General features: G+C 33.3%; 25 protein-coding genes and 1 pseudogene. 9 read left to right on the forward strand and 17 right to left on the reverse strand.

The window, feature by feature from the left end; translation table 11 throughout:
• The first annotated feature begins 84 nt into the window (after window positions 1-84).
• Window positions 85-1,476: an MATE family efflux transporter gene (locus ABID96_RS17065; RefSeq protein WP_192603043.1), complete on the forward strand. Its 1,392-nt coding sequence runs from the start codon at window positions 85-87 to the stop codon at window positions 1,474-1,476.
• 53 nt (window positions 1,477-1,529) lie between these two features.
• Here ABID96_RS17065 and ABID96_RS17070 read toward each other — a convergent pair whose 3' ends face one another.
• Both ABID96_RS17070 and ABID96_RS17075 read right to left on the reverse strand, forming a co-directional pair.
• Window positions 1,530-1,799 (reverse strand): DUF1292 domain-containing protein, encoded by a 270-nt coding sequence (locus ABID96_RS17070; protein ID WP_088002700.1) that lies wholly within the window; start codon window positions 1,797-1,799, stop codon window positions 1,530-1,532.
• Window positions 1,800-1,913: 114 nt separating this feature from the next.
• Entirely contained in the window at window positions 1,914-2,414 is a 501-nt protein-coding gene (locus ABID96_RS17075; protein WP_192603044.1) for a hypothetical protein, read from the reverse strand.
• Window positions 2,415-2,590: 176 nt separating this feature from the next.
• Here ABID96_RS17075 and ABID96_RS17080 point away from each other — a divergent pair, with 176 nt between their 5' ends.
• Window positions 2,591-2,896, forward strand: coding sequence for a hypothetical protein (locus ABID96_RS17080; RefSeq protein ID WP_192603045.1), 306 nt, complete (start codon window positions 2,591-2,593; stop codon window positions 2,894-2,896).
• A 114-nt stretch (window positions 2,897-3,010) separates the two neighbouring features.
• On the opposite strand, the gene ABID96_RS17085 is transcribed toward ABID96_RS17080, so the two are convergent.
• Window positions 3,011-3,604 carry a hypothetical protein gene (locus ABID96_RS17085; RefSeq protein WP_192603046.1) on the reverse strand — a complete coding sequence of 198 codons (594 nt, stop codon included), beginning with the start codon at window positions 3,602-3,604 and terminating at the stop codon, window positions 3,011-3,013.
• 221 nt (window positions 3,605-3,825) lie between these two features.
• A complete protein-coding gene (locus ABID96_RS17090) occupies window positions 3,826-5,169 on the reverse strand; it encodes a Na+/H+ antiporter NhaC family protein (RefSeq protein ID WP_377896961.1) in 1,344 nt (447 codons plus the stop codon).
• 765 nt (window positions 5,170-5,934) lie between these two features.
• On the opposite strand from ABID96_RS17090, the gene ABID96_RS17095 reads away from it, so the two are divergent.
• Together ABID96_RS17095 and ABID96_RS17100 are read left to right on the forward strand one after the other, a co-directional pair.
• Window positions 5,935-6,141, forward strand: coding sequence for a hypothetical protein (locus tag ABID96_RS17095; protein ID WP_192603049.1), 207 nt, complete (start codon window positions 5,935-5,937; stop codon window positions 6,139-6,141).
• Between the two features lie 126 nt (window positions 6,142-6,267).
• Entirely contained in the window at window positions 6,268-7,938 is a 1,671-nt protein-coding gene (locus ABID96_RS17100; protein WP_192603050.1) for a ribonuclease J, read from the forward strand.
• Window positions 7,939-7,975: 37 nt separating this feature from the next.
• On the opposite strand, the gene ligD (ABID96_RS17105) is transcribed toward ABID96_RS17100, so the two are convergent.
• From ligD (ABID96_RS17105) to ku, 3 genes are read right to left on the reverse strand one after another with little or no spacing between them, the layout of a single operon-like run.
• Window positions 7,976-9,232 carry a DNA ligase D gene (gene ligD / locus ABID96_RS17105; RefSeq protein WP_192603051.1) on the reverse strand — a complete coding sequence of 419 codons (1,257 nt, stop codon included), beginning with the start codon at window positions 9,230-9,232 and terminating at the stop codon, window positions 7,976-7,978.
• Window positions 9,233-9,245: 13 nt separating this feature from the next.
• Window positions 9,246-10,190 carry a non-homologous end-joining DNA ligase gene (gene ligD, locus ABID96_RS17110; protein ID WP_192603052.1) on the reverse strand — a complete coding sequence of 315 codons (945 nt, stop codon included), beginning with the start codon at window positions 10,188-10,190 and terminating at the stop codon, window positions 9,246-9,248.
• Window positions 10,191-11,039 carry a non-homologous end joining protein Ku gene (gene ku, locus ABID96_RS17115; protein ID WP_192603053.1) on the reverse strand — a complete coding sequence of 283 codons (849 nt, stop codon included), beginning with the start codon at window positions 11,037-11,039 and terminating at the stop codon, window positions 10,191-10,193.
• Between the two features lie 140 nt (window positions 11,040-11,179).
• On the opposite strand from ku, the pseudogene ABID96_RS17120 reads away from it, so the two are divergent.
• Window positions 11,180-12,032, forward strand: a pseudogene (locus tag ABID96_RS17120) (MBL fold metallo-hydrolase).
• A 50-nt stretch (window positions 12,033-12,082) separates the two neighbouring features.
• On the opposite strand, the gene ABID96_RS17125 reads toward ABID96_RS17120, so the two are convergent.
• On the reverse strand, window positions 12,083-12,937 hold the full coding sequence (locus tag ABID96_RS17125; RefSeq protein WP_192603054.1) for a manganese catalase family protein: 855 nt from the start codon (window positions 12,935-12,937) through the stop codon (window positions 12,083-12,085).
• Window positions 12,938-13,116: 179 nt separating this feature from the next.
• Here ABID96_RS17125 and ABID96_RS17130 point away from each other — a divergent pair, with 179 nt between their 5' ends.
• The 3 genes from ABID96_RS17130 (at window position 13,117) to ABID96_RS17140 (ending at window position 14,907) form a co-directional block, all read left to right on the forward strand.
• Window positions 13,117-13,590, forward strand: coding sequence for a DUF2243 domain-containing protein (locus tag ABID96_RS17130; protein ID WP_377896963.1), 474 nt, complete (start codon window positions 13,117-13,119; stop codon window positions 13,588-13,590).
• A gap of 62 nt (window positions 13,591-13,652) precedes the next feature.
• Complete coding sequence (locus ABID96_RS17135; RefSeq protein WP_377896965.1) at window positions 13,653-14,375, forward strand: cytochrome c oxidase assembly protein; 723 nt, start codon at window positions 13,653-13,655, stop codon at window positions 14,373-14,375.
• 73 nt (window positions 14,376-14,448) lie between these two features.
• On the forward strand, window positions 14,449-14,907 hold the full coding sequence (locus ABID96_RS17140) for a hypothetical protein (protein ID WP_192603056.1): 459 nt from the start codon (window positions 14,449-14,451) through the stop codon (window positions 14,905-14,907).
• Between the two features lie 53 nt (window positions 14,908-14,960).
• Here the strand turns inward: ABID96_RS17140 and ABID96_RS17145 are convergent, their stop codons facing one another.
• The gene (locus ABID96_RS17145) at window positions 14,961-15,257 is read right to left on the reverse strand and encodes an antibiotic biosynthesis monooxygenase family protein (RefSeq protein ID WP_192603057.1); all 297 of its coding nucleotides are present in this window, start codon (window positions 15,255-15,257) and stop codon (window positions 14,961-14,963) included.
• A gap of 34 nt (window positions 15,258-15,291) precedes the next feature.
• Window positions 15,292-15,651: a MerR family transcriptional regulator gene (locus ABID96_RS17150; protein ID WP_192603058.1), complete on the reverse strand. Its 360-nt coding sequence runs from the start codon at window positions 15,649-15,651 to the stop codon at window positions 15,292-15,294.
• A gap of 134 nt (window positions 15,652-15,785) precedes the next feature.
• Between ABID96_RS17150 and ABID96_RS17155 the strand changes: the two genes are divergently transcribed.
• Entirely contained in the window at window positions 15,786-16,553 is a 768-nt protein-coding gene (locus ABID96_RS17155; RefSeq protein WP_192603059.1) for an SDR family NAD(P)-dependent oxidoreductase, read from the forward strand.
• Between the two features lie 44 nt (window positions 16,554-16,597).
• On the opposite strand, the gene ABID96_RS17160 is transcribed toward ABID96_RS17155, so the two are convergent.
• From ABID96_RS17160 to ABID96_RS17190, 7 genes are all read right to left on the reverse strand, one after another.
• Window positions 16,598-17,068 carry a DinB family protein gene (locus tag ABID96_RS17160; RefSeq protein ID WP_192603060.1) on the reverse strand — a complete coding sequence of 157 codons (471 nt, stop codon included), beginning with the start codon at window positions 17,066-17,068 and terminating at the stop codon, window positions 16,598-16,600.
• A gap of 17 nt (window positions 17,069-17,085) precedes the next feature.
• Window positions 17,086-17,412, reverse strand: a complete 327-nt coding sequence (locus ABID96_RS17165; RefSeq protein WP_192603186.1) for an HIT domain-containing protein — start codon at window positions 17,410-17,412, stop codon at window positions 17,086-17,088.
• A gap of 105 nt (window positions 17,413-17,517) precedes the next feature.
• Complete coding sequence (locus ABID96_RS17170; RefSeq protein ID WP_192603061.1) at window positions 17,518-18,231, reverse strand: SDR family oxidoreductase; 714 nt, start codon at window positions 18,229-18,231, stop codon at window positions 17,518-17,520.
• 207 nt (window positions 18,232-18,438) lie between these two features.
• Entirely contained in the window at window positions 18,439-18,777 is a 339-nt protein-coding gene (locus ABID96_RS17175; protein ID WP_192603062.1) for a winged helix-turn-helix transcriptional regulator, read from the reverse strand.
• 420 nt (window positions 18,778-19,197) lie between these two features.
• Complete coding sequence (murC, locus tag ABID96_RS17180) at window positions 19,198-20,490, reverse strand: UDP-N-acetylmuramate--L-alanine ligase (protein WP_192603063.1); 1,293 nt, start codon at window positions 20,488-20,490, stop codon at window positions 19,198-19,200.
• A 295-nt stretch (window positions 20,491-20,785) separates the two neighbouring features.
• Window positions 20,786-21,901, reverse strand: coding sequence for a nicotinate phosphoribosyltransferase (locus tag ABID96_RS17185; protein WP_192603064.1), 1,116 nt, complete (start codon window positions 21,899-21,901; stop codon window positions 20,786-20,788).
• Window positions 21,902-21,994: 93 nt separating this feature from the next.
• A complete protein-coding gene (locus ABID96_RS17190) occupies window positions 21,995-25,519 on the reverse strand; it encodes a DNA translocase FtsK (protein WP_192603065.1) in 3,525 nt (1,174 codons plus the stop codon).
• Between the last annotated feature and the right edge of the window lie 113 nt (window positions 25,520-25,632).

A 25,632-nucleotide genomic window follows, 5' to 3' on the forward strand; every position in this document is an offset into this window, starting at 1 on the left:
ATAATAAAATGTAAAGGGTGTCCTAACACAATACATTATTGTATTGAGACATCCTTTTCTTTTTTGAAAAGGTAGGGATGAAACATGGAATCTTCAAACAAGATTCAAAGTAACGATAAGCCACTCTCCCTTTTGCATATTACCTGGCCAATATTTATTGAAATATTATTATTCATGTTAATGGGTAGTGTTGATACCCTAATGCTTAGTAAGTATTCTGATCATGCAGTAGCCGCTGTAGGTGTTGCGTCTCAAGTCATGGGCTTAGTTACATTATTATTTGGTTTTGTAACTGCAGGTACATCAATATTAGTTGCTCAATATTTAGGTGCAAAAAATGAGTATAAAGCAAAAGAAGTTTTTACAGTATCTATGATTGCAAACTTTGGGATCGGTATCATCATTAGTATTTTATTATTCTTTTTTTCTTCCTACATTTTAAAATGGATGGGTCTAGATCCAGACTTAATCGTAAGAGGAAATTCATTTTTAGAAATCGTTGGTGCATTCATGTTCGTTCAAGCAATTATGATGACGATTTCGGCAACTTTACGTAGTTATGGTTTCACGAAAGATATGATGAAAGTCACTATTTTAATGAATATACTAAATGCAATCGGAAATTATTTTGTCATTTTTGGTCCTTTTGGTTTACCAGTTCTTGGTGAAGCAGGTGTAGCATGGTCTACTTCAATCGCAAGGATTATCTGTACAATACTAATTATTTATATTTTCATGAAAAGGATTGGCTTTATTTCATTTAAAAAAGTCCTACAATCTAAACCAATTCAGCACTCGAAAAATTTATTTAAAATCGGCGTGCCTGCGGCTGGAGAAAATATTTCATATAATGCCTCTCAAATCGTTATTACGATCTTTATTACAATGATTGGAACTGAGGCTCTGACAACTAAGGTATATGCACAAAATATTATGATGTTTATCTTCTTATTTTCAGTAGCAATTGGGCAAGGTGAACAAATTATAATAGGAAGACTAGTTGGTGCGAGAGATTTAAAAACCGCATATGAACACTGTATCCGCAGCCTAAAATTAGGAATCTGTATTTCGACTTTAATGGCTATTATCGCATCTTTATTCTCTAAACCGTTATTTTCAATCTTTACTGATAATGAACAAATTATCCACACAGGAACATTACTTTTAATTTGTACAATTATTCTCGAACCTGGTCGAGCTTTTAATTTAATCGTAATCAGTTCTTTACGTGCAGCTGGAGACGTGAAATTCCCCGTCATGATGGGCATTATATCAATGTGGGGCATTAGTATTCCGATCGCATACATACTAGGAGTTCACTTTAACCTTGGACTCATAGGCGTATGGATTGCATTTATTGCAGATGAATGGATACGTGGATTACTCATGCTTTGGAGATGGCGTTCAAAAAAGTGGGAATCAGCCTCATTCGTACAGAGTGAATCGGTAAGCGAAACCGTTCCTGCTTCAAGTTAATTTATTAAAAAAAGTAGAAATTGATATCATCTCAATTTCTACTTTTTTATGTTTTATTCTTCTTCTTTTAGTGATTGATCAAATGCTGCAGATACTTTTTCAAATTCTTCTTCTGTCTCAATATCAAAGAACTCGCCACTTTCTTCTACTCTTAAGAAGAAAACATCAATATCTTCATCACTCTCTTGTTCTACATCTTCAACTAAGCCAACTGCTATGTATTCTACACCTTCAATGTCAAGTGCACCTAGTACTTCATAGTCTTGTTCTTGATCATCTTCATAGCTTAATGTTAGGATTTCGCCTACTTCAATTTTTTCCATGGATTATTGTCCTCTCTATTTCTAGATTCATTTTACATAAAGTAAATCTAATCTTTATGTTCCCTAAGTGTATCAGATTCATACGAAAAGCTTAAATTTTATTTAGTGATTGTACTATTTGAATTCCATAGAGTTCCCAATACTGTATTCTAACGTACGACTTTCCCCATGTTCTGTTTGATAAGAAATTCTTATGAACGTATCTTCAAAAGCCTTTCTTATTTGTTCTTCACTAACTCCTTTTGAATAATACACAATTTCTCGATGATATGTTGAACTATCTCCCATTTTATAATAATTCCCAAACCAATAACGTTCTCCATCGATCGAATTGATTCTATATTTCCAAATAGTATGTTCTGGAATATTAACGTTTCGATAAGTAATTTGATTAGAATTTTTCATTTCAAAATAAAATACGATCTTCTTAAAATCATGAATTGAAGGATTATTTAATCCCATCGTACCCACTGCACTATATTCATTTTTCGTTAATTCTCTAACAATTATGTCCATTTTAATTTTCGGTTCGTAAGGTATATTGCTACATGAAGTTAATAAAACCAATTGAAAAAAAATAATAAAAGATGCGATGATTTCATTTATTTTTTTCAATTTAAACCCTCCTAATAAAAGTTTTTTTAAAAATGTAAAATTCTTAGCATTTTCTTTATCTCACATTAATATCTTTATAAAAACAAAGATTGTTATGAATCTATGAGTTTATTCATTTGGACAAGTTATGAAATCTATAAATATTGATTCAATCTATATTTTAGGAGGATATGTTAATGGCAAATTCAGTAATGATTCAAGAACAAACAGTCTCTAAGAAACAAACAAAATTGAGTTTATTTTTTAACCGTTTCACAAAATCAACTCTTCAAGAAAGTTCCCAAACGGCAATATTACATAACGAACTTCGAAACTTACAAAAGCAATTAGAATATAAAGAAATCAATTTTATCCATGCTGAACCTGAATATATTGATGTTGCTATTATGGAGCTTGAAGCAATTCGTTTAAAATATAGTATTACTGTAAGACAATTAAAAGACATTGTATCTCAAAAAGAAAAAAAATTCTCTGAGGCATAAAACGACAATCATATTGATTGCCGTTTTTTATTGAGTAAAGAGGTTTGAATCTTATTAAATACGAAAACAGAGACAAAAAGTTATACTGTCTCTGTTTTATCATTGGGTTTCATATTATTTAGTTTTCTCGTTCACTTTAAAATCAATTGGCGAGCTAATGTTATATTCTATTTGAACATTTTTACCATTCTTAACTGTTTCTACATAAAAGTCTGTCTTACCGTTTAATATGTAGTAACCATAAGGCAAGCGTTTTGTATCCATGATTTTCTTCATAAAATCAACATATTCTTTCGGGTCATCACCACTATAGCCCCCGCTCCCTACTTTGTATTCTTCTCGTAAAGGTCTTCCTTTTACAATTGTTGTTTTCACTAAAGGTTGATTCATCCCATACACAATATCATAATTTCTCGTTTTCTCTTTAAGATTAAAATAAAACGGTGATTCAGCATGATAAATTGTGACTTGCTCTTCATTTCCTACATATTCAAGTTCCAAATAGATTTTAACCTTTTCATCATTTGCATATTCTTGTTTTTCAGAAACAATGCGATAAATAAAATCCTTTACTCTTACCTCAGAATGATTATTCATTACATTGTAATTATCCAAAACTGACTCTTTTTTCTTTGTTTCCTGATTTGTTGAACAGCTTGATAATATAAAAATAAACACCACTGTTAATAACATAAATAATTTTTTCATACAGAACCCCCTCGTGATTACTTGCTACAATATTTTAATTGTATGATTCTGTTAAAAAAGATGATTTGATTTCATTAACAGAGCCAATTAAAAATATATAGTCTAATCAATTTCTAATTTTAGCAGAATAGAAAATATTCTAAAGGTACTTTCAACCTATTAAATAAATGGCCTCAATAAAAAAACACTTCTTCTTATTGAAAAAGTGTTTCGCTAAATCTTTATGAACTAATCTCATATCTTGTTTGATAATTTTTACGCCTTTTTGCAAATGAAACAAATAAAGTTAAGCATGGCAGAATCCATAAAAATATCGCATATGGTATATAGTCAAACAAATCCATATTAACAACGGTGCTACTCATAATGGCAAGTACATTCCAAGGGATCATTGCTGGAAAAAGCAAAGTTGTATCGCTCATAATTCGTGCCAGTTCTTCTTTACTATATTTATTTGACCAATGTGAAAGGAATGAACGACCAGTAAGAATAATTGGCATCGTTTGATTCCCGGCTATTATACAAATAAGCAGAGATGCAATTACAGTTTTAAAAGAATCTGACATCAAAGATGTTGATGATGAGAGCCATTTATCCAAGATGGGTTGAATTACATTTAAGTCTTCCAATAATGCATTATAAACGCCAGCAATTGCAATGAACAGTAGTAAACTATACATATGAATTAGACCTCCGCCTAATCCCTCAATTCCATACCAAAGTGCATGTACTTTCTCAGAAATAGAAATACCATGAAACATAGCTATAAAACTACTAGATAAAATACTGATAACATAAGAAATGATAATGTTTAATCTGAATAAAACAAGCAAGACTAACAGAATTGGCGGTATAAAATGAAGGAATGAGATTTTCTGTACGATCTCTAGTTCACTATGTATGACTGAAAGATTACTTCCATACCTAACATCCATCATGCTAAAAAACAATCCTGTCACTAAGATTGCTAAGATGGAAGTTAAAAGCAATGCTTTCCCTTGTTTTTTAACAGTTGTTTCTAATATATTGGCTAGCAATTGATGAGCACTTGAAAATGGTGAAGTTCGGTCTCCAACAAATGCCCCTGAAATAACAGCACCAGCCGTAATTTCTAAAGGTAAATGTAATAAAATTGCAGTACTCATTAAAGGTACACCTAAAGCACTTAATGTTCCGATTGATGAGCCGAGTATCATTGAAAAAATCATTGTTGTAAGAAAACAAAAAACAAAAAAATGATGTGGATTAATCGCTTGTAATGTAACAGAAACCATCGAGTTAATCGTACCAGACAAAAACCAAGACGGTAGCAAAAAGCTAATTAAAAATAAAATCATTAATACAATTTTTACTTTTCCGATTCCTTTATATCCTACTTTCAACATACGCTTAACATCATAACCTTTTTTTACGCTTAAATAGATTAAGAAAATTAGCCCGGGTAAAATACCAAAGACAAGTGAAAAATGTAATAAAACGGAAGTAATGATTCCAGATAATGTAATAAAAATAAGTAAACTTGCTTGCGTTACAGAGTATTGCTCCATTAAGTCTCCTTCTTTCAAAAAGCTTGCTTCCTTTATTATAATGATTGGAATGAATGCTTGTAAATTTTACAACGATTAAAATTCAATTAAAAAACACTAAATGCTTCTTCTATTCCTTATGCGAAAACTAAAAATAGAATTAGACAGAAAAAGTAGCCGACATGTAGAAATAGAAAAACGACTACACTCTTTATTTTTCTATACAGTAGCATGTACTTCAATACTAAACAATGTCCAAAAAGAATTAAAATTGATATTACCCATCCATATAAAAAAGCTTGTAGTAAATAAACATTCATACCGAATTTTTCACTATTTCTTGTTAGAGCTTCACGTAAAAAAGCAATGATATAAAATACCGACCAGTAATTAAAAAAAGCTACAATTACCAGCAAAAAAAGTATGGTTTGCGCATAGTGTCCGATCAACCATTTAAAAATCTTTCTTGACCACACATTTATCGCACCAGTTTTTTTGATCAATACAATCACTTCCTTTAAGCCTTAGCAAAGTTGTATTTTGGATTCCATTGAACAAAAAACTTATCTTATCGATTGATTTAACGAAAATATGATTCTATCAAATTTTAAAATGATGATATATCTATATCATCACGTAACGGCTTTATGAAAACTTAGACCCAACTTCTAAATTATATGTACTTAATACTGCACCATTCGATGTAATGTAAAATTTTTTTACAAAGCTAAAAAAAACAAATGATTGAAACGAAAACACATAATTTTCAACAAGAAAACCATCCTATTTAATGGAGGTGTGATGATGTCTGAACCAATACAATCTGGAAGCAAAAAACTACCTGATTTTAATGAATTGAATGATCGTTTGATTGCGGAACCTTCTAATACAGGACCAACATTAGTCATAAAAACCAATTTAGATCCAAAAGACTCAACTACCGATAATCCATATTTCCAACATGAGTCAAAATCAAGTAAGAAGCAATTTGAAGACTATTTTGAACAGTAAAGACAAAAATAAGCTGGCTACCAGCTTATTTTTTTTGATTAAAGCAGATTGAATTAATCGGAGTAGAACGTACATACTAAGAAAAATATGGGAATTTTTTGGCTCAAGAATTAGGAGGGATAGAATATGAGGACAGAAGAAAGACTTTCTATTTTCGCATTAGGTGGTGTAAATGAAATTGGAAAAAATATGTATGCCATTCAATATGCAGATGAAATACTTATTATTGATTGTGGTGGGAAATTTCCCGATGAAAGTTTATTGGGCATTGATCTGATCATTCCAGATATAACTTACTTACACCAAAATAAAGAGAAAATAAAAGGACTAATTGTCACACATGGACATGAGGATCATATTGGTGGTATTCCATACATATTAAAACAATTGAATTTGCCTATTTATGCTTCACCCTTAACACTTGGATTAATTGAAATTAAATTAAAAGAACATGGCCTGTTAAGTGATACAGAATTAAACATCATTCAATCTGATACTGTCCTCCAATTTAATGAAATTGGTGTAACTTTTTTCAAAACTAATCATAGTATCCCTGATTGCCTCGGTATTGTATTTCATACCCCTGAGGGAGTTGTTGTTCATACAGGTGACTTCAAGTTCGATTTAACGCCGGTTAATAATCAATACCCTGATATTCACAAAATGGCTGACATTGGAAGTAAAGGCGTATTACTATTGTTATCTGAAAGTACAAATGCCGAAAGACCAGGTTCTACTCCTTCAGAACGAATGGTTGGTGAACATATTGAAGAAGCATTTCATAGAGCAAAACGAAAAGTCATCATCTCAACCTTTGCTTCAAATGTCCATCGTGTTCAGCAAATTGTAGATGCCTCTATAAAGACGAATAGAAAGCTTGCGTTACTTGGAAGAAGCATGGTAAATGTTGTAACAGTTGCAATGGAAAAAGACTATTTAAGAATTCCTGAAGGTATGCTAATCGATGCACAAGAAATTCATCGTCTTGCACCAGAAAACGTTACGATTCTTTGTACAGGAAGCCAAGGTGAGCCTCTTGCAGCACTTGCTCGATTAGCAAGCTCAAGTTATCGAGATGTAGAAGTTCTTCCTGAAGATACTGTCATATTTGCCGCATCACCTATTCCGGGAAACGAACGAAATGTATCTCGAATTATTGATAATTTATACACCCTTGGGGCAAATGTAATTTATGGATCAGGTAGTTCAACAGGTATGCATGTTTCAGGCCATGCATATCAAGAAGAATTAAAACTAATGCTTACATTAATGAAACCAAAGTACTTTATCCCAATACATGGAGAGTTTAGAATGCTTCATCATCATAGTGCATTAGCAGAATCAGTTGGAGTAGAGAAGTCGAATATTTTTATCATCAAAAATGGTGATGTAGTAGATATCCAAAACTCTGTCGCATCCCAAACTAGAAAAATTCCTTCTGGTAATATTTATGTTGATGGAATGGGCATTGGAGATGTAGGTAATATTGTCCTCAGAGACCGCAAGCAATTGTCAGAAGACGGAATGCTCGTCATCGTGATTACCATCAGTAAAATTGAGAAGAAAATTATCTCTGGTCCAGATACAATTTCTCGTGGCTTTGTTTACGCGCGCGATTCTGAAAGCCTTATTAGAGAGGTCAATAAGCTTGCCAGCGATACTGTGAATGATTTACTTGATGCGAATACTCTTCAGTGGAATGTGATGAAACAAAATATAAAAAGATCCATTGGACAATTTTTATTTACAAAAACTAAAAGAAAGCCAATGATTCTCCCAATCATCATTGAAATATAAAAAAGAACTCCCTTGGATGTATTCCTTAAGGGAGTTTTTACTTTTTATGTTCTTTTAACTTAGATATAACTTCTAATAAGGTAAGATTCTCTTGTTTAAAATAATCATTCATCGGGCAAATTGTGCTTGCTAAACGATTTAAAACAAAAGGTATTGTAAATGTTTCAATTTTTAAATCCTCTGTTATTTCATCCCAATATAGAGGAGTGGCAACTGTAGCTCCCTCTCTCCCTCTTGCAGAGTATGGACAAATAATTGTTTTCCCTTTGGCATGCTGTACATAATCAATATAAAGTCTTGTTCCCCGATTTTTCTTAAACCGTTCAATTGTAAAATCATCTGGAAATTTCTCGATTAAATAATTCGCAATAAAACTAGTAAAGATCCTCGTTTCATCATAAGTTAATGAATGCTGTTTGATTGGGATATGAATTTGAATTCCTTTACTCCCAGATACCTTTGGATAGCTTTTAATCTGAAATGAATCAAAAATTAGTCTCATTTCCATTGCTGCCTTAATTGCTAATGGAAATGCCTCTTTATTTGGTGGGTCTAAATCAAATACAATTTCAGTTGGATCATTACTATCAAATGTTTGAAAGGGAATGTGAAATTCAATCGCTAGTTGATTCCCTAGCCAAAGAAGCGTTGAAACATCATTACAAATAATATAATTATTACCTTCTTGCTCCTTTGTTACGATAAAGCTTGGAGCATAGTCTGGACTATTCTTTTGAAAAAAAGACTCTCCTGGTACTCCATGTGGATACCTTATTGTAGTTAGCAATTTATTTTCTAAAAATGGAATCATATATGGAGAAATTTGGGCTAAGTATGAAAGATAGCCTTCTTTTGACAGAAGCGGGACACTCCAAATTGTCTTATCAAGGCTTGTCATAGTTAACTCAATATCTAGTGGCATATTCTTTAAAATTAAATGATCCCAAGTACAATCCTCCCATGAGTGCTGAAGTTGAAAAGATTTAAATGAAGGATCAATTAAACGATGATTTTCAAGCCCTTTAAAGTCCAGTTCAATGCAGATCCCTGGGTCAACAAATATCGTTTTTTTTTCTATATTTTTCTGATTATCAATAATCGCTTTTTTCAAAATTTCTTTTTCATTTTGATTTAAACCGTTTGTAAATGATCCGATTTCGATGATGTCATTGTGTATTTTTATACCAACAATAAAATAGTCTTTGTCTGATTGAAAACCTAAAATAAAGAAATAGCCACTATAAATAGTGTCATTATTTTTAGGAAATTGCTCTAATAAAAGTGTATGGTTCATAATGTAACTTCCTTTAATTTGTGAACTTGCATGTTTTTGGCTCTTGGTTAACAAAAGCTTGGATACTCGGTTGCCGTAATGAGTGACCTTCTGTCCATTCAATAAATTGTACTTTTACCGTTAATAAAGGATCTATCCATTGAATTTCTTTCACCCGCTTAGGTTGATTAGAAAACGGATTTTTTTCAATTTTTATTGCTTCAATGACTTTCGTTAGCTGTTTCCATTCAGCATGAGTCAGTTTTCCTGTTCCGACATGTCCGATATACCAAAATCGATCATCGTCATCATACAAACCGACTAGAATAGAATTCACGATGCCTGATCGATATGTAACCCCACCAATGACAGCTATAATATCTTTATAATTTTTTATTTTTTGCCAATCATTATTTTTTCCATCGATGATATATCGACTATTGAGTTTTTTGCAAACAATCCCTTCTAAACCATGCTGTTTTGACACCTCAAATAAAGCTTGATTATCGGTGTTAATCGGTACGACTTGAATCTGTTTGTTTGGTGTAATCACTGAAGAAAGTAACTCAAGTCTTTCCTTCAAGGATTTATCATTAACCCATTCACCGTTATAGTACAAAATATCAAAAATCATATAATATATTGGTACAGCTTCCATGACAAATTTCACTCGATCTAATCGTCTAATTCCATCTCTACGCATAACCTCATGAAAAGAAGGGTTTCCATTTTGATCTAAAGCAATGACTTCCCCATCTAAAATAATTGAATCGGCATTTGTATAAGAACGAATATTTGTTAACTCTGGAAAAGTATTTGTCCGCTCATTAAGTTTTCGATTATAAAGTTTGGTTTCCTCACCATTCCAGTAAGATAAGATTCTAACTCCATCCCACTTGATTTGTGATATCCAGTCTTGACCTTCAGGAATAGTATTTGAAGAAACTGGCTCGAATGGATGAATTGGAATGAGCTCCATTTAACTTGTAGCCTTCTTTGGTGCTCGCGTTTTTTTCGGTGCCGGCGTTTTCGTCGGAGTAGCTTGTCCTTTCGTTCGATCAATGCTAGCTTGTAATGCAGACATCAGATCAACTACATTTTTTTGTTCTGCTGCTGGCTGCTCTTGTTCAGTAGCAATATAGTCATTACTTTGTACTTTTTGATTAATTAACTGTTCTAAAGCTGTTCGGTAAGTGTCAGTATAATTCTCTGGATTAAATGTTGTTGTTAATTGCTCCACTAACATCATGCCTGCTTGAAGTTCCCGTTCAGATAATCCAGCTTTTTCAGGTACACCTCCAGGAATTCCTTCAATTGCTCTAATTTCATCTGGAAAATGTAAGGTTTCCAAAATAATTGCATTTTTATATGGACGAATAGCAGATAAATGTTGTTTACTTCTAATGGTTATTTTTGCAAGGCCAATCTTCTTACTTTTTTTCAATATTTCTGAAAGCAGAGCATAGGCTTTTGTCCCTCCCGAGTCGGGGCCAATATAATATGTTTTATCAAAATAGACTGGATCAATTTCAGCCAACTTAACAAAGTCTATAATCGAAACTGTTTTTAATTCAAACTCTTCTTTTAGCTTATTTATTTCCTCTTCTTTTATTTCAACAACTCTACCATTAGGTGTTTCAAATACTTTAATAATTTCATCAGAAGTTACATCGTCATCACAACTTGCTACCTTCTTATATGAAATAGGTGTTTTACAATCTTTATGATATTGACGAAATTTCAAATCCTTATCTTCAACAGCTGAAAATAGCTTAACTGGAATCGTAACTAATCCCATACTAATCGTGCCTTTCCATACGGTATGCATATCCTCACACCCCTTTTCATTTTTTATTATCTTTTGTTAAATGAAATGGTTTAATTCAACAAGTCGATTAGTATAAATTAATGTTTTAAAAAGTAGAATACAAAAGAATGTTAAAAAGAATAGGAAGTGTATTTTATTCAATGGAAAAGGATTTCACAGAGTTAGCAACGAGTAATTTTCATTATATGCCAATCACATCTGTATCAAGTGGAAAAGGCTCCTCACTTGCAGCTGATTTGTTTTACGAAACAATCCAAATCGTTAATATTTGTCTATTTGGCAATCCTGATGTTTCAAATGAATGGGTATTAATTGATGCTGGAATGCCAAAATCTGCCGCAAAAATAAAGGAATTAGCTGAAGAAAGATTTGGTAAACAACATAAACCAAAAGCGATTATTTTAACACACGGACACTTTGATCATGTCGGAGCAGTCACTGAACTTGTAAATGATTGGAATGTTCCAGTTTATGCCCATTCGTTAGAACTACCCTTTTTAACTGGTGAAACAAATTATCCTGAACCTGATGGATCAGTCGAAGGTGGCATGATTGCAAAATTGTCACCATTAATTTCCGAATGAAGCAATAAATTTAAAAAATTATGTACATTCTTTACCTGAAAATGGTGAAATTCCACATATGCCAGGTTGGAAATGGATTCATACTCCTGGTCATACACCTGGACATGTCTCATTTTTTAGAGATAAAGATAAACTACTAATCGTTGGTGATGCTTTTGTCACTGTAAGGCAAGACGAATTATATAATGTACTCATGCAAAAACAAGAGCTGAACGGTCCACCGAGATACTTTACAACAAATTGGATAGATGCTTGGAATTCAATAAAAAAACTCGAGGCATTAAATCCTTCAATTGCAGTAACTGGACATGGGTCACCTATGTTTGGTAAAGAGCTTGAAACCAATTTACATAATTTAGTGATAAATTTTGAAAGTATCGCAAAGCCAGATTATGGTCGTTACGTTTAATGAAAAAACTCCCTTAACTTTAGGGAGTTTTTCATTTTTGTTTTTTTATTTTAGCTATTCAAATCATATAAGCCAGAAGCATGTTCATTTGGCATATCTGGTAATTCAGGAACCGGGAATCCTTCAGGTGGATCCGTAACCATTAATTCCCCACCATTTCTACTTGGTGTTTGTCCATTAAAAATTTCTCCGATACGAGTTTGATCAAGTCTGAAATTGAACTGAGCATTATGATATCCCATTTCTACATACTTTCTACACTCAGGATACTTATTTATATCATAATTCGGTACAGGGAATAATTTACCCCAGTTTACTCCAAGTGTTTCCAAAGCTTTTGCAAATGCGTTTTGATGCGCATTATCACGTACAATTAAAAAACCTAAAGTTTCCCTCAAAGTTTGGTTAGAACTCATTTCATAAATTCTAGTTTTTTCTAAGACTCCCGTTGATTCAACTATAAGGTTATTTAATAAATCTGCAATTAAATTCCCATGACTATACACCCATGAGCCATTCCAAGGATTCCCACCAGCATCTACCGGTAAAGAAGCTTGGGCACCAGAAATAAAATGGTGAGGATTAGCATGTTTAACAGCTTCATCAAGCGGTGCACCATCTTGTCCTGCATTTCCCGGAGTAGATATGCCTGCACCGTTTAAAAGTTGATTGATTGTGTTTTGAACAAGTTCAACATGACTAATCTCCTCTAAAAATACACCTCTGATTAAATCACGATACTGCTTTGCTTTCCCTCTAAAATTTGAACTCTGAAAAAAGTATTGCATCATTGTTCTCATTTCACCGAATTGTCCACCTAATGTTTCTTGAAGCACTTTTGCCGCTGCAGGATCTGGTTTATCAGGTTTGATGATATTGATTAATTCTTCTTTGTAATAATACATTTATATGTTTACCTCTGTTCCTAATAATTTTGTTAACAAAATTATAATATGTAGTACAGTCTTATTTATCCGAGCAATAAATGGGAATTAATTTGTAAGAGCAATTGCTAATCAGTTTGTGATTTTATAGCTTAGGGTAAAATAATTGAAGAAAATACAGTTAAAAGGAAGATTCGAATGTGAAAAGAGAAAATACTTCAGAATATAGAAAACAAAATTTTTGGTCAGGGATACTGTTTGGACTTGGTATGGTTGCATTCATTGATGAAACAGCATTCCACCAACTACTTCATTGGCATCATTTTTATGACAAATCAACAACCTCCATTGGTCTTATTTCAGATGGGTTATTTCATGCCTTTAGTTGGTTTTCTACAATTTGGTCATTATTTCTACTTGCAGATTTACGTAGAAAAAAAGCTTTTTGGCTTAAACGGTGGATTGGCGGACTATTTCTCGGAGCAGGTCTTTTTCAACTTTATGACGGGACAGTTCAACATAAATTCATGAAGCTACATCAAATTCGTTATCATGTTGAAATACTTCCATATGATTTGACATGGAATATTACTGCCTTGATGATGGTTATTTTTGGTTTGGTGATTGTACTTAGAACAAGAAAATCTGAAGGTATGATTAAAAATGAATCATAGCCATGTAGTCCATTCACAAGTTGGGTTATTCTCCGTGGATCATTCTTACTGGATTATTTTTAATGTTAATGATTTACTGTTATGCTGCGTTTTTCGGTGGAAGCATTCATAAAAAATGGCCAAAATATCGTTATATCACATGGTTTTCAGGATTAACGTGTATCGCAATTGCTTTAGTAGGGCCACTTGCACATTCCTCTCATATAAATTTTGTTTCTCATATGTATGCTCATTTATTGTTAGGAATGCTTGCGCCATTATTTATTGCACTTTCTTTTCCTATCACACTTTTATTACGCACGATTAAGGTACAGCACGCACGTTACATATCTAGATTGTTAAAAAGTGAAATCGTGGTTTTTTTAAGTAACCCAATCATCGCATCACTGCTCAACATTGGAGGGTTGTGGATTCTTTATACTACCAATTTATATAGTTTGATGCATCAACATACACTACTTCATCTATTCGTCCATATTCACATTTTTCTAGCTGGGTATTTATTTACAATTTCAATCATTTATTTTGATCCAACACCACACCGCTATCTTTTCCCTTATCGTTCAATATGCATGATTCTATTTTTAGCCGGTCACGATATTTTATCTAAATATATTTTCATTCATCCTCCTAACTTTGTCCCAATTGAACAATCGCAAGTTGGTGGGAAAGTAATGTATTACGGTGGTGATTTAGTTGATTTGATCATTATTTTTATCCTTTGCCTTCAATGGTATAAAACATCCAATCAAAGAATTTTACTAATAAAAGGCCAAACAAATTAATGGTCAGATTTGGTATAAATAATTCCTCCTCTAGTGACAAAAAGTAATACTACATTCCTAAAGGAGGACTCGTATGAACAGAATTTTACTAACATTAACGACATTAATGCTCACATTACTGTTATCGATAAATGCATTTGCAGCTTCAGATTCAACAAATTTAGATCAAAGCTACGAAAAAAACAACAAACGTATTAATAGAGACTTTGATCATGATTTCTATGATCCAAATCATGTGATGGATGACAAAGATAACATATTAAATAACACGAAAAATGAATTTAACGACATGAAAAATGATGTAAATCGTAATGTAAATGAGTTGAATAATGGAACAATGAATAACAATGGTACATCAGATACAAACCGTTATTACGAAAGAACTGTTACGCCAAAACCTGTTGGAAATACATTAAATCCTGCAGACGATGATGTTCATATGAATTATGGTTGGTTAGGATTCCTAGCATTAGCAGCTCTACTTGGATTAATAGCATATTTTATGTTCCGAAGAAAAGAAAGAGTCGACTAATGTTAAAACCTTATTGGATTAGCCCAATAAGGTTTTTTAGATGTTTTAATAAATTAAGAAAGTTGTACATTTTCATAATGCTCAACTGTCGGGAATGGATCATAAAAATGATGTAATAATTTCCTCCATTCCTGATATTCCAGAGATTGTCTAAATCCAATTGTATGGTCTTCTAACGTATTCCACTTAACTAATAAAATATATTTCCCTTTAACTTCGATACATTTTTGCAATTCATGTCCTACATAACCATTCATTGAAGAAATGATTTTGGATGCTTTTTTAAATGCATCCTCATATTCTTCTTCCATCCCAGGTTTAACTGTCAATATACAGGCTTCTAAAATCATATCATTTCTCCTTTCATCGAAATTCAAAGTAAAGTTAATTTTTTTGAATGAAATCTTTATAAGTACTAATTTTCTTCTCTAACATGTTGTTTGTTTCTTCTAATGTTTTTAGCTGATTTTCAATTGAAATTTTATGTTCTTCTAACAATTTTAATCTTGCTAAAGAAGTTTGTTCTCCTTGAGTAAACAAATATGCATATTCTTTAATTTTCGAGATTGGCATTTGTGTTTCCTTTAATTTTAGAACAAACTGTAACCATTGGACGTGGTTAGTATGATATATTCTTTCTCCATTTTCATTTCGATCTGGAAGAATGATTTTTTCCTTTTCATAATAACGAAGCGTATGAGTACTAATTCCTAACATTTGAGATACTTCACTTATTGAATACACAAAAAACCTCCATCATTTTAAAATGAAACTCCAAAAAGATATATTGACTTAGAGTTTACTCTAACCAGTATAATAAATCCGTATCCGTTAGACAATTAATTTTATACAATATAAAAAATTCAGGAGGAAATAAAATGAAAAAATATACTGTTATTACAGGAGCTAGTTCAGGAATTGGATATGAAACTGCTCTTGCATTTGCTGAACGTGGAAAAAACTTAGTGATTGTTGCTCGTAGAACTGAAGAATTGGAGAAGTTAAAATTAGAAGTTAAAAAATTAAATGCTGACTTAGATGTAATCATTCATCCAACTGACTTATCTATCTCTCAAAATGCACATAAGCTATACGACAGCTTAAAGAATTTAGAAATCGAAACATGGATTAATAATGCAGGATTTGGGAACTTTGCATCAGTCGGTGATCAAAATTTAAATAAAATTGAAACAATGCTCCATTTGAATATTGAAGCATTGACAATCCTATCATCACTTTTCGTTCGCGATTATAGTTCTGTTGCGGGTACTCAGATTATTAATGTTTCCTCTGGAGGAGGATACACAATTGTAGGCGATGCGGTTACTTATTGTGCCACAAAGTTTTATGTAAGTGCATTTACTGAAGGACTTTCACACGAATTAAAGAGAAACGGTGCAAAAATGCAAGCGAAAGTATTAGCTCCTGCAGCGACTGAAACTGAATTCGCAAAAGTTTCCTATGATTTAGACCATGATGTTAACTACGAAGGGCTAATTCCTAAATACCATACAGCAAAAGAAATGGCAGGATTTATGCTTGATTTATATGATAGCGAAAAAGTAGTTGGAATCGTAGATGGTGTATCATACGAATTCGAATTAAAGGATCCTATCTATCCTCACGTTGTGAGAATGAGAGACTAAAAATAAAAGCTCAGAGTTCGTACTCTGAGCTTTTATTACATATATCAATTTTTTATAATGAGATTTCTCCCAACTAAATTTGCAGAAATCGGTTGTACCCCTAACTCTCTAACCCAAATAGATAATTGACCAATATGGTGAATTTCATGGGCAATAATATGCCTCACAATTTCACCTTTTGTGTACTCCCTTTTTGCCCATGATGCTTTTGCTGGAGTAACATCCATTTCACTCGACCATAATTGTAAAAATTGCTTACATTCTATTTGTAGCTCATTTGATAATTCTCTTACACTTTCTACTGTTTTATATTTATCAAAATCGAATTCGACATCTGGTTTTCCTTGAATACATCTGATCCAACTGTACTCTACATCTATAATATGAAGAAGTGTATGAAGTATATTGCCAATCCCACCAACACGTTCTTTTAACAATTCTTCATTCGGTAAAGTTTCACACAACTCCAACCACTCATTTCTTACTTGCCAATTATATTCAAAAAATGTATACATTTGTAATCTCCATTCATCTAAAGTGGGTTACCCGAAGCGACATGCCAATGTAGATGTTTCGAATCTTGGTAATTTCCAAGATTTGTTAAAACTCTACATGCTCCAGCATCTGAATTCACTTTCTCTGCTACAATTTTTATAACACTAAACATTTCTAGTAACAAATCTTGATCCTCTTCTTCGATCGTCAACAATGAAGAAATATGTTTTTTTGGTATGACAACAATATGTATTGGATAAAAAGGCTTCGTATGGTGATATGCTACTACTCTCTCTGTCTCATGAACAATGTTTACTTTGGTTTTACCACTTAATACTTCCTCACAATAAAAATCATTTCCGATTTTAATCCCCTCACTTCTTAAAAGATCACTATACAGGTTTATTCTTTCTATTTAAGAAAATACCTACTAAGGAATACATTCTAAAAGTGTACTAAAAATACTCTATTAAATTAACATATGACCTCCATCAATATGAAGAACGGTCCCCGTCACAAAATGATTCTTGATTAAATAATAAACACCCGAGGCAACGTCTTTTGCTTTGCCTACTTTCTCTACTGGGAGTTTACTAGCCATTCCTTCGTAAAATTGATTACGTGCTTCGTCCGACATTTTGCTACGCGATGGAGTATCAATGATGCCGGGTGAGATGACATTCACTCTAATTGGTGCAAGCTCTAGCGCTAATGTTTGACCAAGGCTGGCAACCGCTGCATTGACTGAGCCCAATACTGCTGAACCAACCATTGCTTTATAGGCAACGATGCCTGAGAATAATGTAATCGATCCGTCTTTTGTAAGATGCGGCGCACCGTATTTAACACATAAATACTGTCCCCAAAATTTATTATTAAACAATTGTCTGGCTACATCGACTTCTGTTTCAAGAAATAATCCACTTGTTGTTTCCGCAGCAGTGATGACTAGATGGTCAATCTGCCCTATTTTCTCAAAGAATGTTTTTACTTGAATCTCGTCTGTCACATCTAGCGTAAAAATAGTAATTTCTCCTTGCAAAGAGTCCTTCGCTTCTTTTAGCTTTTTTTCTGAACGACTAGCAATAATCACCTCTGCTCCTTTTTCTAAAGTAAGCCTGGCTGTTTCCAACCCAATACCTGAGCTACCTCCAATAATAACAATTCGTTTATTCGTTAACATCCATCATTCCCCCTATATAAATAGTCTTTTTTACTTAAAACATATTGTAATTCTAAAAAAACTACCCAACAAGAAGTGATATTTTATTCATATAGTTACTTTTTTGATAGTTTTGTATTATTAAAGGTCTCCAAAGAATAAAAAAAATGGAACATTTCTGTTCCATTTCAGTTTATAGACAAAGTACCAAAACTAAGAGATTTAGACTTAAATCGTAAGGCCAAAGCGCTTTAATTCAACAAATATTCCTTTTAAGCTTTTTCCTTTTTCAGTTAAGGTATATTCAACGCGAGGAGGTACTTCTGGGTAAACCTTTCTTTTTACAATTCCTTTTACCTCTAATTCCCTCAGACGAAGCGAAAGCGTCTTTGGACTAATCCCTTCTACCGACCTCATTAAGTCACTGAATCTTAGTGTTCCATCAATTAGTAAGTCTCTAATAATTAAAAAAGTCCACTTTGTCCCGATTACATCAAGAGTTTTAGCAATTGGACATTGAACTCCAATTTCTCCTTTAGTTAAAACAACAGGTTCTAATGTACTCATACATACTCTCCTATTTTTTTATTATTTTGGCTCTGTTAAAAAAGAATGTTGATTTCCATTCCAGGTACTTCGCTTTCCATGGGACGTGACGACCCTGAGCCTCCGGGTTCACACGATGTGGATCATGCATGCGTTACGACAGGACGTCGTGGTTTTTGCATGCCTACCTTGCTTGGCCTCCGGGGTCTCAAGTTTCCCGCATCTCCCATAGGAGTTTTCGCACCTTCCTTTCCAATTACACTCGAACCAGCTATTCTCATTTCATACTCTTAATGTATTTAGCTATAATCAACAATTAATAATAACAGAGCCATTATTTTATATAAAAATATTCACCATTTACTATTTACGATAAATTAGTTACTTTCAAAACACAATAAAAAAACCCACTTATGAATGTCATAAATGGGTTTTAAAGTCTTATAGTTTTTCGTAAGCCGCTTGATATTTCTGAATATCTCCTGCGCCCATAAAAATTAATACACTGTTTTTATGGTTTTGAAGATCAGCAATATTATCATCAGTTAATAGTTGAGCACCTTTAATTTTGCTTGAAAGGTCTTGGATTGTTAACGTTCCTTTTTCTTCTCTAGCAGATCCAAAAATATCACATAAATATACTTTATCTGCTTTTTCTAAAGTTCCAGCAAACTCAGTTAAAAATTTGCTTGTACGTGTAAATGTATGAGGTTGGAATACTGCAACAATTTCCCTATCAGGGTATTTTTGACGTGCTGCTTGGATCGTTGCCTGGATTTCAGTTGGGTGATGTGCATAATCATCAATTAGCACTTGATCCCCAAATCTTTTTTCACTAAAGCGACGTTTTACTCCACCGTATGTTAATAATCTTGCTTTAATAATTTCCACTTCTATCTCTTCATAATGACATAATGCAATTACAGCTAATGCATTAAGTATACTATGGTCACCATATCCTGTGATATCAAATGTCGCATAGTACGTATTACGAACAAACACATCAAATGTTGTACCATTCGTATGTTTTTCAATATTACGTGCTTGGAAATCATTATCTTCATTAAATCCATAATACATTACTGGCACTTTTGTATAAATTCTTTGAAGATGCTCGTCATCACCACATGCAATGATACCTTTTTTAACTTGATCAGCCATTTGTTGAAATGCATCAAATACATCGTCTACACTTTTATAATAATCTGGGTGGTCAAAGTCAATATTTGTCATGATGCAATAATCCGGATGATATGAAAGAAAATGACGACGATATTCACAAGCTTCGAATACAAAATATTCACTATCTTTCTCACCTTTACCAGTTCCATCTCCAATTAAGAAAGATGTTGGGCGCGCACCAGAAACAACATGCGCAAGTAAACCTGTTGTTGAGGTTTTGCCATGTGCTCCAGTAATAGCTACACTAGTAAATTTCTCCATAAATTCACCTAAGAATTTATGGTAACGAGCCATTGGAATTCCTTTTTCAATAGCAGTAGCAATTTCTTCATGAGTGTCAGGAAACGCATTACCTGCTATCACAAATTGGCCTTCATTAATGTTTTCTTTATCAAATGGTAAAATCGTAATATTTTTTTTTCGTAACTCATTTTCAGTGAAAAAGTGCTTCTCTTGATCTGATCCTTGAACATTAAAACCAGAGTCATGTAAGATTTGTGCTAATGCACTCATTCCAGTACCTTTAATTCCTACAAAATGGTAAACTGTCATATTAAAAGAACCTCCAAAATCGATCACTAATACAACGGCCTATCTCTTAGACAGTATATGTGTGAATAAAAGAAATGGCATCATTATTTTTTCAATTTGATGCAGTAATAAATCGCCGAGTCTAGTTATTGTTTTATTGATAACTAACTTATATTTTTACGCAAATAGTATTATAACACTTTACAAGCTATCCGACTATTCCTTTTCAGTTACACTAAAAGGAAATAGATGGGAAAAATTACTTAACCGTCAAGAAATACTTACACTATGAAACTGATAATCAGGTACTAATTCCTCAATCTCTACGTTTCATCTCTACTTTTTCAAGTCTAGTGTTTTCACGTAATTTACGCCCAGCTTTCGCTTGTGGTACTCCATTAAGCTCCACATTATCACCTGTAAAACCAATATTTACTTTTAGTAAACTTCCACCAACACCATATAAATTTACTGGCACACCTTGTTTTTCAAAGGCTAAAATTCTATCCACAGTAAAACCACCACTTACGACGATTTGGACATGTTGATAGCCTTCTTTATCTAGCGCCTCACGTAAAGCAAAAATTAATGGCGGATTTACACCTCTTGGATCAAATGTACCTAATAGTTCTGGGTTCGCGATAAAATATTGATCAATCATTGTTTTAGATGTATCAACACGAACAGCCTTTAATTTATTACCAAATTCTCGAGCCACTTTTAGCGCATCGTTTATGACATCATTATTATAGTCTACTAAGACAATTAAATCATCTTGCGGATAGACCTCAGTATATGCACGTGCAGCTTCCACTACATCTCCGTTATACATTTGAATTAATGCGTGTGGCATTGTACCCATACCTTCATTGCCCCACCATTCGTTCATTGCATGGGTCGCTTGTGCAGTAGCGCCACCTATAAAGGCAGCGTAACCATCACCAGCTTGTGTTGTAAAGTGGTCATCACGATCACCCATAAAGATAATCGGTTTCTTTATACCGGCTGATTTTGCTGAATGTTTTACATTATATACATTTGTTGCTACAGATGTACGTCTTGCTAAGATGCCATCAATAATTCCTTCTAGGAAGCCAAAATCAGCGTATTTACCTTGTACCGTTAATACCGTCTCAAACGGTTCTATTTTATCTCCATCTTTTAACGAATGTACAATTAGTTCCTCAGGATGGTCAGCAAATGTTTGTAATAGAGCAATAGCCTCATCTGTTCCACATAATACAGCATTTTCTCTTTGAAAAAATTGCATTGCAACTTCAGTTTCTGGCTTTTGTTTTCTAATAATCTCTCTCGTTTTTAAGAAATAAACTGCAGAAAACCATCCTTCACCAATACGCTCGTCGAATTTAAATGTTTGATTCGTTAAACGATTTATTTTACCTTTTAATTTTAAATCTAATTCTTTTTCCATGAATCTTCACCTGCTGATTGTATCGTTCTATTTTTCTAGTATGAGTCAAAAAAACTTTAACATTCGTTTCTTAGGGTTTTACTGCCATCAAATTTATTCCTCAGAATGAAATTGTTCCAACGTCATCAGAACATCACGAGGTTTGCTTCCATTTTGATTCGATACAATACCGTGGTCAAACATCAGATCAACTAATCTTGCTGCACGATTATATCCAATTCGAAAACGTCTTTGTAGCATTGATACAGAAGCTCCTTTTTGATCAATAACAAATTCAACTGCTTCTTCAAACAGTTCATCATCTACATCATGTGCGTCTGCTTTTGCTACAAGTTCTTCCTGATTAAATAAATAATTAGGTTTTTGTTGATCTTTCACAATTTCAACTACATGTTCGATTTCATCATCTGAAACATATACGCCCTGTAAACGAATTGCTTGAGATTTTCCATTATCTAAGAATAACATATCTCCTCGTCCAAGTAACTTTTCAGCTCCACCAATATCAATAATCGTTCTTGAATCAACTTGTGATGATACTGTAAAAGCAATTCGAGTTGGAATGTTAGATTTAATAATCCCAGTGATGACATCAACTGACGGTCTTTGCGTAGCAACTAGTAAATGAATACCACAAGCTCTAGCTTTTTGGGCAATTCGACAAATATAAGTTTCTACATCCCCTGGTGACACCATCATTAAGTCAGCTAACTCATCTATTACAATTACTAAATAAGGAAGCTCATCATTATATGCGCCTTTTTTCTTAGCCAAATCATTAAATCGTTTTATATCTCGTGCACCTGCGTGAGCAAATAAATCATATCGTCGATCCATCTCATCACATGCCCATTTTAATGCCGCTGTTGCTGCTCGTGCATCCGTAATGACTGGAGAAATCAAATGTGGTATATGATTATATGGCGCAAGCTCAACCATTTTAGGATCAATTAAAATTAATTTCACTTCATGTGGTTTTGCTTTATATAAAATACTAACTAAAATTGAATTGATACAAACACTTTTACCTGATCCAGTCGCACCTGCAATTAATCCATGAGGCATTTTAGAAATGTCTGCAAAAACTGGTTCTCCTCCTATATCAAGACCAAGTGCTACAGTTAAGGGTGATTCACTTTGTAAAAATTTGTCCTTGCTTACAAGCTCACTTAAGAAGACGGGCTTACTTTCTCGATTTGGTACTTCGATTCCTATTGCACTTCTTCCAGGTATCGGCGCTTCGATTCTAATATCACGAGCTGCTAAACTTAATTTGATATCATCTTGTAAATTGGTAATTTTATTAACTTTTACACCTGGGTCTGGTTGTACTTCAAATCTTGTAACTGTCGGGCCTTGTGTTGCCGCAATAACTTTTGCACCCACATTGAAATTTTGAAGCGTTTCTTGAAGTAATTCTTTTTGTGCTTCGACCCAATCACCGTCATTAAATTGTTCAACCGGTGGCTCAGCTAATAATCCGAGCTCAGGTAACTCATATAGGACTGGTGGCATAACTGGCTCTTCTTGATATTGGTTTGGTGTAGTTTCATTCGAGTTTACTTCTTCACTAATCGCTTCATCCGTTTGCTTTACGAAAGTATTCTCAACTATTTCTTCACATACCCTTTCATTTTGTAACGATTCTGTATTATCACCATTAGTTGAAGTCACTTCATACTTCGTTTCTGTATTGTCATCATTAGTTTGAGTCACTTCATACATCGTTTCTGTATTGTCATCTGTAATTGGACTCACTTCATACTTCGATTCTGCATTGTCATCTGTAGTTGGACTCACTTCATACTTCATTTCTGTACTGCCATCTTTTGTTGGAGTCACTTCATGCATTGTTTCTATATTGTCATCTGTAGTTGGCGTCGCTTCATGCATCGTTTCTATCTGTTGCTCTGAAGGACTTTCATTTACACTCTGATCAATATTATGCTGTTCAATTACGATTTCACTTTCAATTGAAGTTGCTGGATTTTCGTCAATTAGACTATGCACTTCTGTTTCTTTATTCACCTTTTCTAAAGTTGCAGCTGCTTCACTTTGCAGTTCACGTAGCTGTTTCATGATATGTGCCTTGCGTGAAGCTTCAACATCACTTCTCAGCATCATAACATTGAATGGGAAGTTTCGTTTTTTCTCCCGCTTTTCATCATTAGTTTTCTCAGGAGTAGTTTGGCTTTCTTGTGATGCTTCTTCTATCGAAGACTCACTAAGTTCTGTTTTATGATCATCTTGGAGTTGATCAGAAGTAGTTACAATCTCTTCTTCAATATAACTTTGTTCATTGACTACTAGATTTTCCATGTCTTCTGAGTCTTGAATTTCACTCATACTTTCTTCCGTCGTTTCATTTTGAACTTCTTCTTCACAATTTGAAACTTGCTCTATCTGAGTGCGAACTTCATTTTGAGTCACATAACCGTTCATTTTTACTAGTTCATCCGAAACGTACTCTTTTTTGTAAGAGTCGTTGCGTTCTACGTCTTCATTACTTTCTTCATCCCTTAATTCGTAAAAATCTTTGACTAGATTTGTAGAAACATTATTGGCGATGAACTCTGTTGCTTTTGGTTCTTCAATTTTTTCGTCAATTAAATGCACATCGGGATCAAGTGTGATCTCTATTTTAGACATGACTTTATCTTCTACGTTATTTTGAATTGCATTTTGTATTGTTTCGGAATTAAGGACTGTTTGAGCCGCTTTTTCCTCAATATTTTCTATTACCTCAGTCTCATTCATTTCATAATCCTGTGACTTGGCTTGAATTACATCTTCCACAAACTCTACATTTTGATTCTTAGAAAGAATTATGCTATTTTCTTCGCTTTCAATCGAATCATTTTGGTTTTGTTGCTTCTCATTAAATGTTTGATCTTGTTGGATTTGGTTAACTTCATTTTGAGACTGTACTTTTTCCTCTAAAGAGGCATCATCCCATTTTAATAATGGATCTGATATTTCTTCATTTGTTGAGCTATCAGGCTTTTGATAACCATAAATCGGTGAAATATATTCACTTGGTCGAAAAGGAGTTTTTCGTTTAGGTCGAAATACAATATCAACTTTCTCTTCCTTTTCAGGTATTGCTTTTTCTGTTTGTTGGGTCACTTCACTTATTGTGAAATTATTTTTCTGTTGTTTATACACAGATTGAACTTCTTCTCTATGTAATTGATTCTTTGAGTTCGTTGTTCCCTGCCAAAAATCTTCTCTTTGATTGTATGAATGCTGGTTTTTTTCTCTATTGGATTGATTCATTAAATGCGTTGAACTTTGCAAGAAATCTTCTCTTTTTTTGAATGAAGTCTGATTGTCTTCTCTATTCATTTGATTGCTTGGTTGAGAGGCACTATTTTGCCAGAAATCATAATTTTTTTGCTTTTGGAATACTGTGTCGACTTCGTGTTGTTCTTCTTTCACTATTACATCGTCATCTAATTGCAAGGGAAATCTGAAATTAGGACGTTCAAATTCATCTTGTTTTTTTATATCGATAGAGTGCGATTGTATTACTCTAGCATCAGATGGCTTTTCGTCAATCTCATTTTTCATTTCATTAAGGCTATCTCCCTTAAATAGACTCTTTAACCACTTTTTCATTATTCTCACTCTCTCTATTTCATTTCGTATCTTCTATTCTACCATGTGATATAATGACAAAAAACACAATATTATTACAAATTCTGCTTAATCTCATTTATTTCGATATAAAC

The sequence above is a fragment of the Gottfriedia sp. OAE603 genome, from assembly GCF_040543965.1.
Taxonomy (GTDB): Bacteria; Bacillota; Bacilli; order Bacillales; family Bacillaceae_G; genus Gottfriedia; species Gottfriedia solisilvae.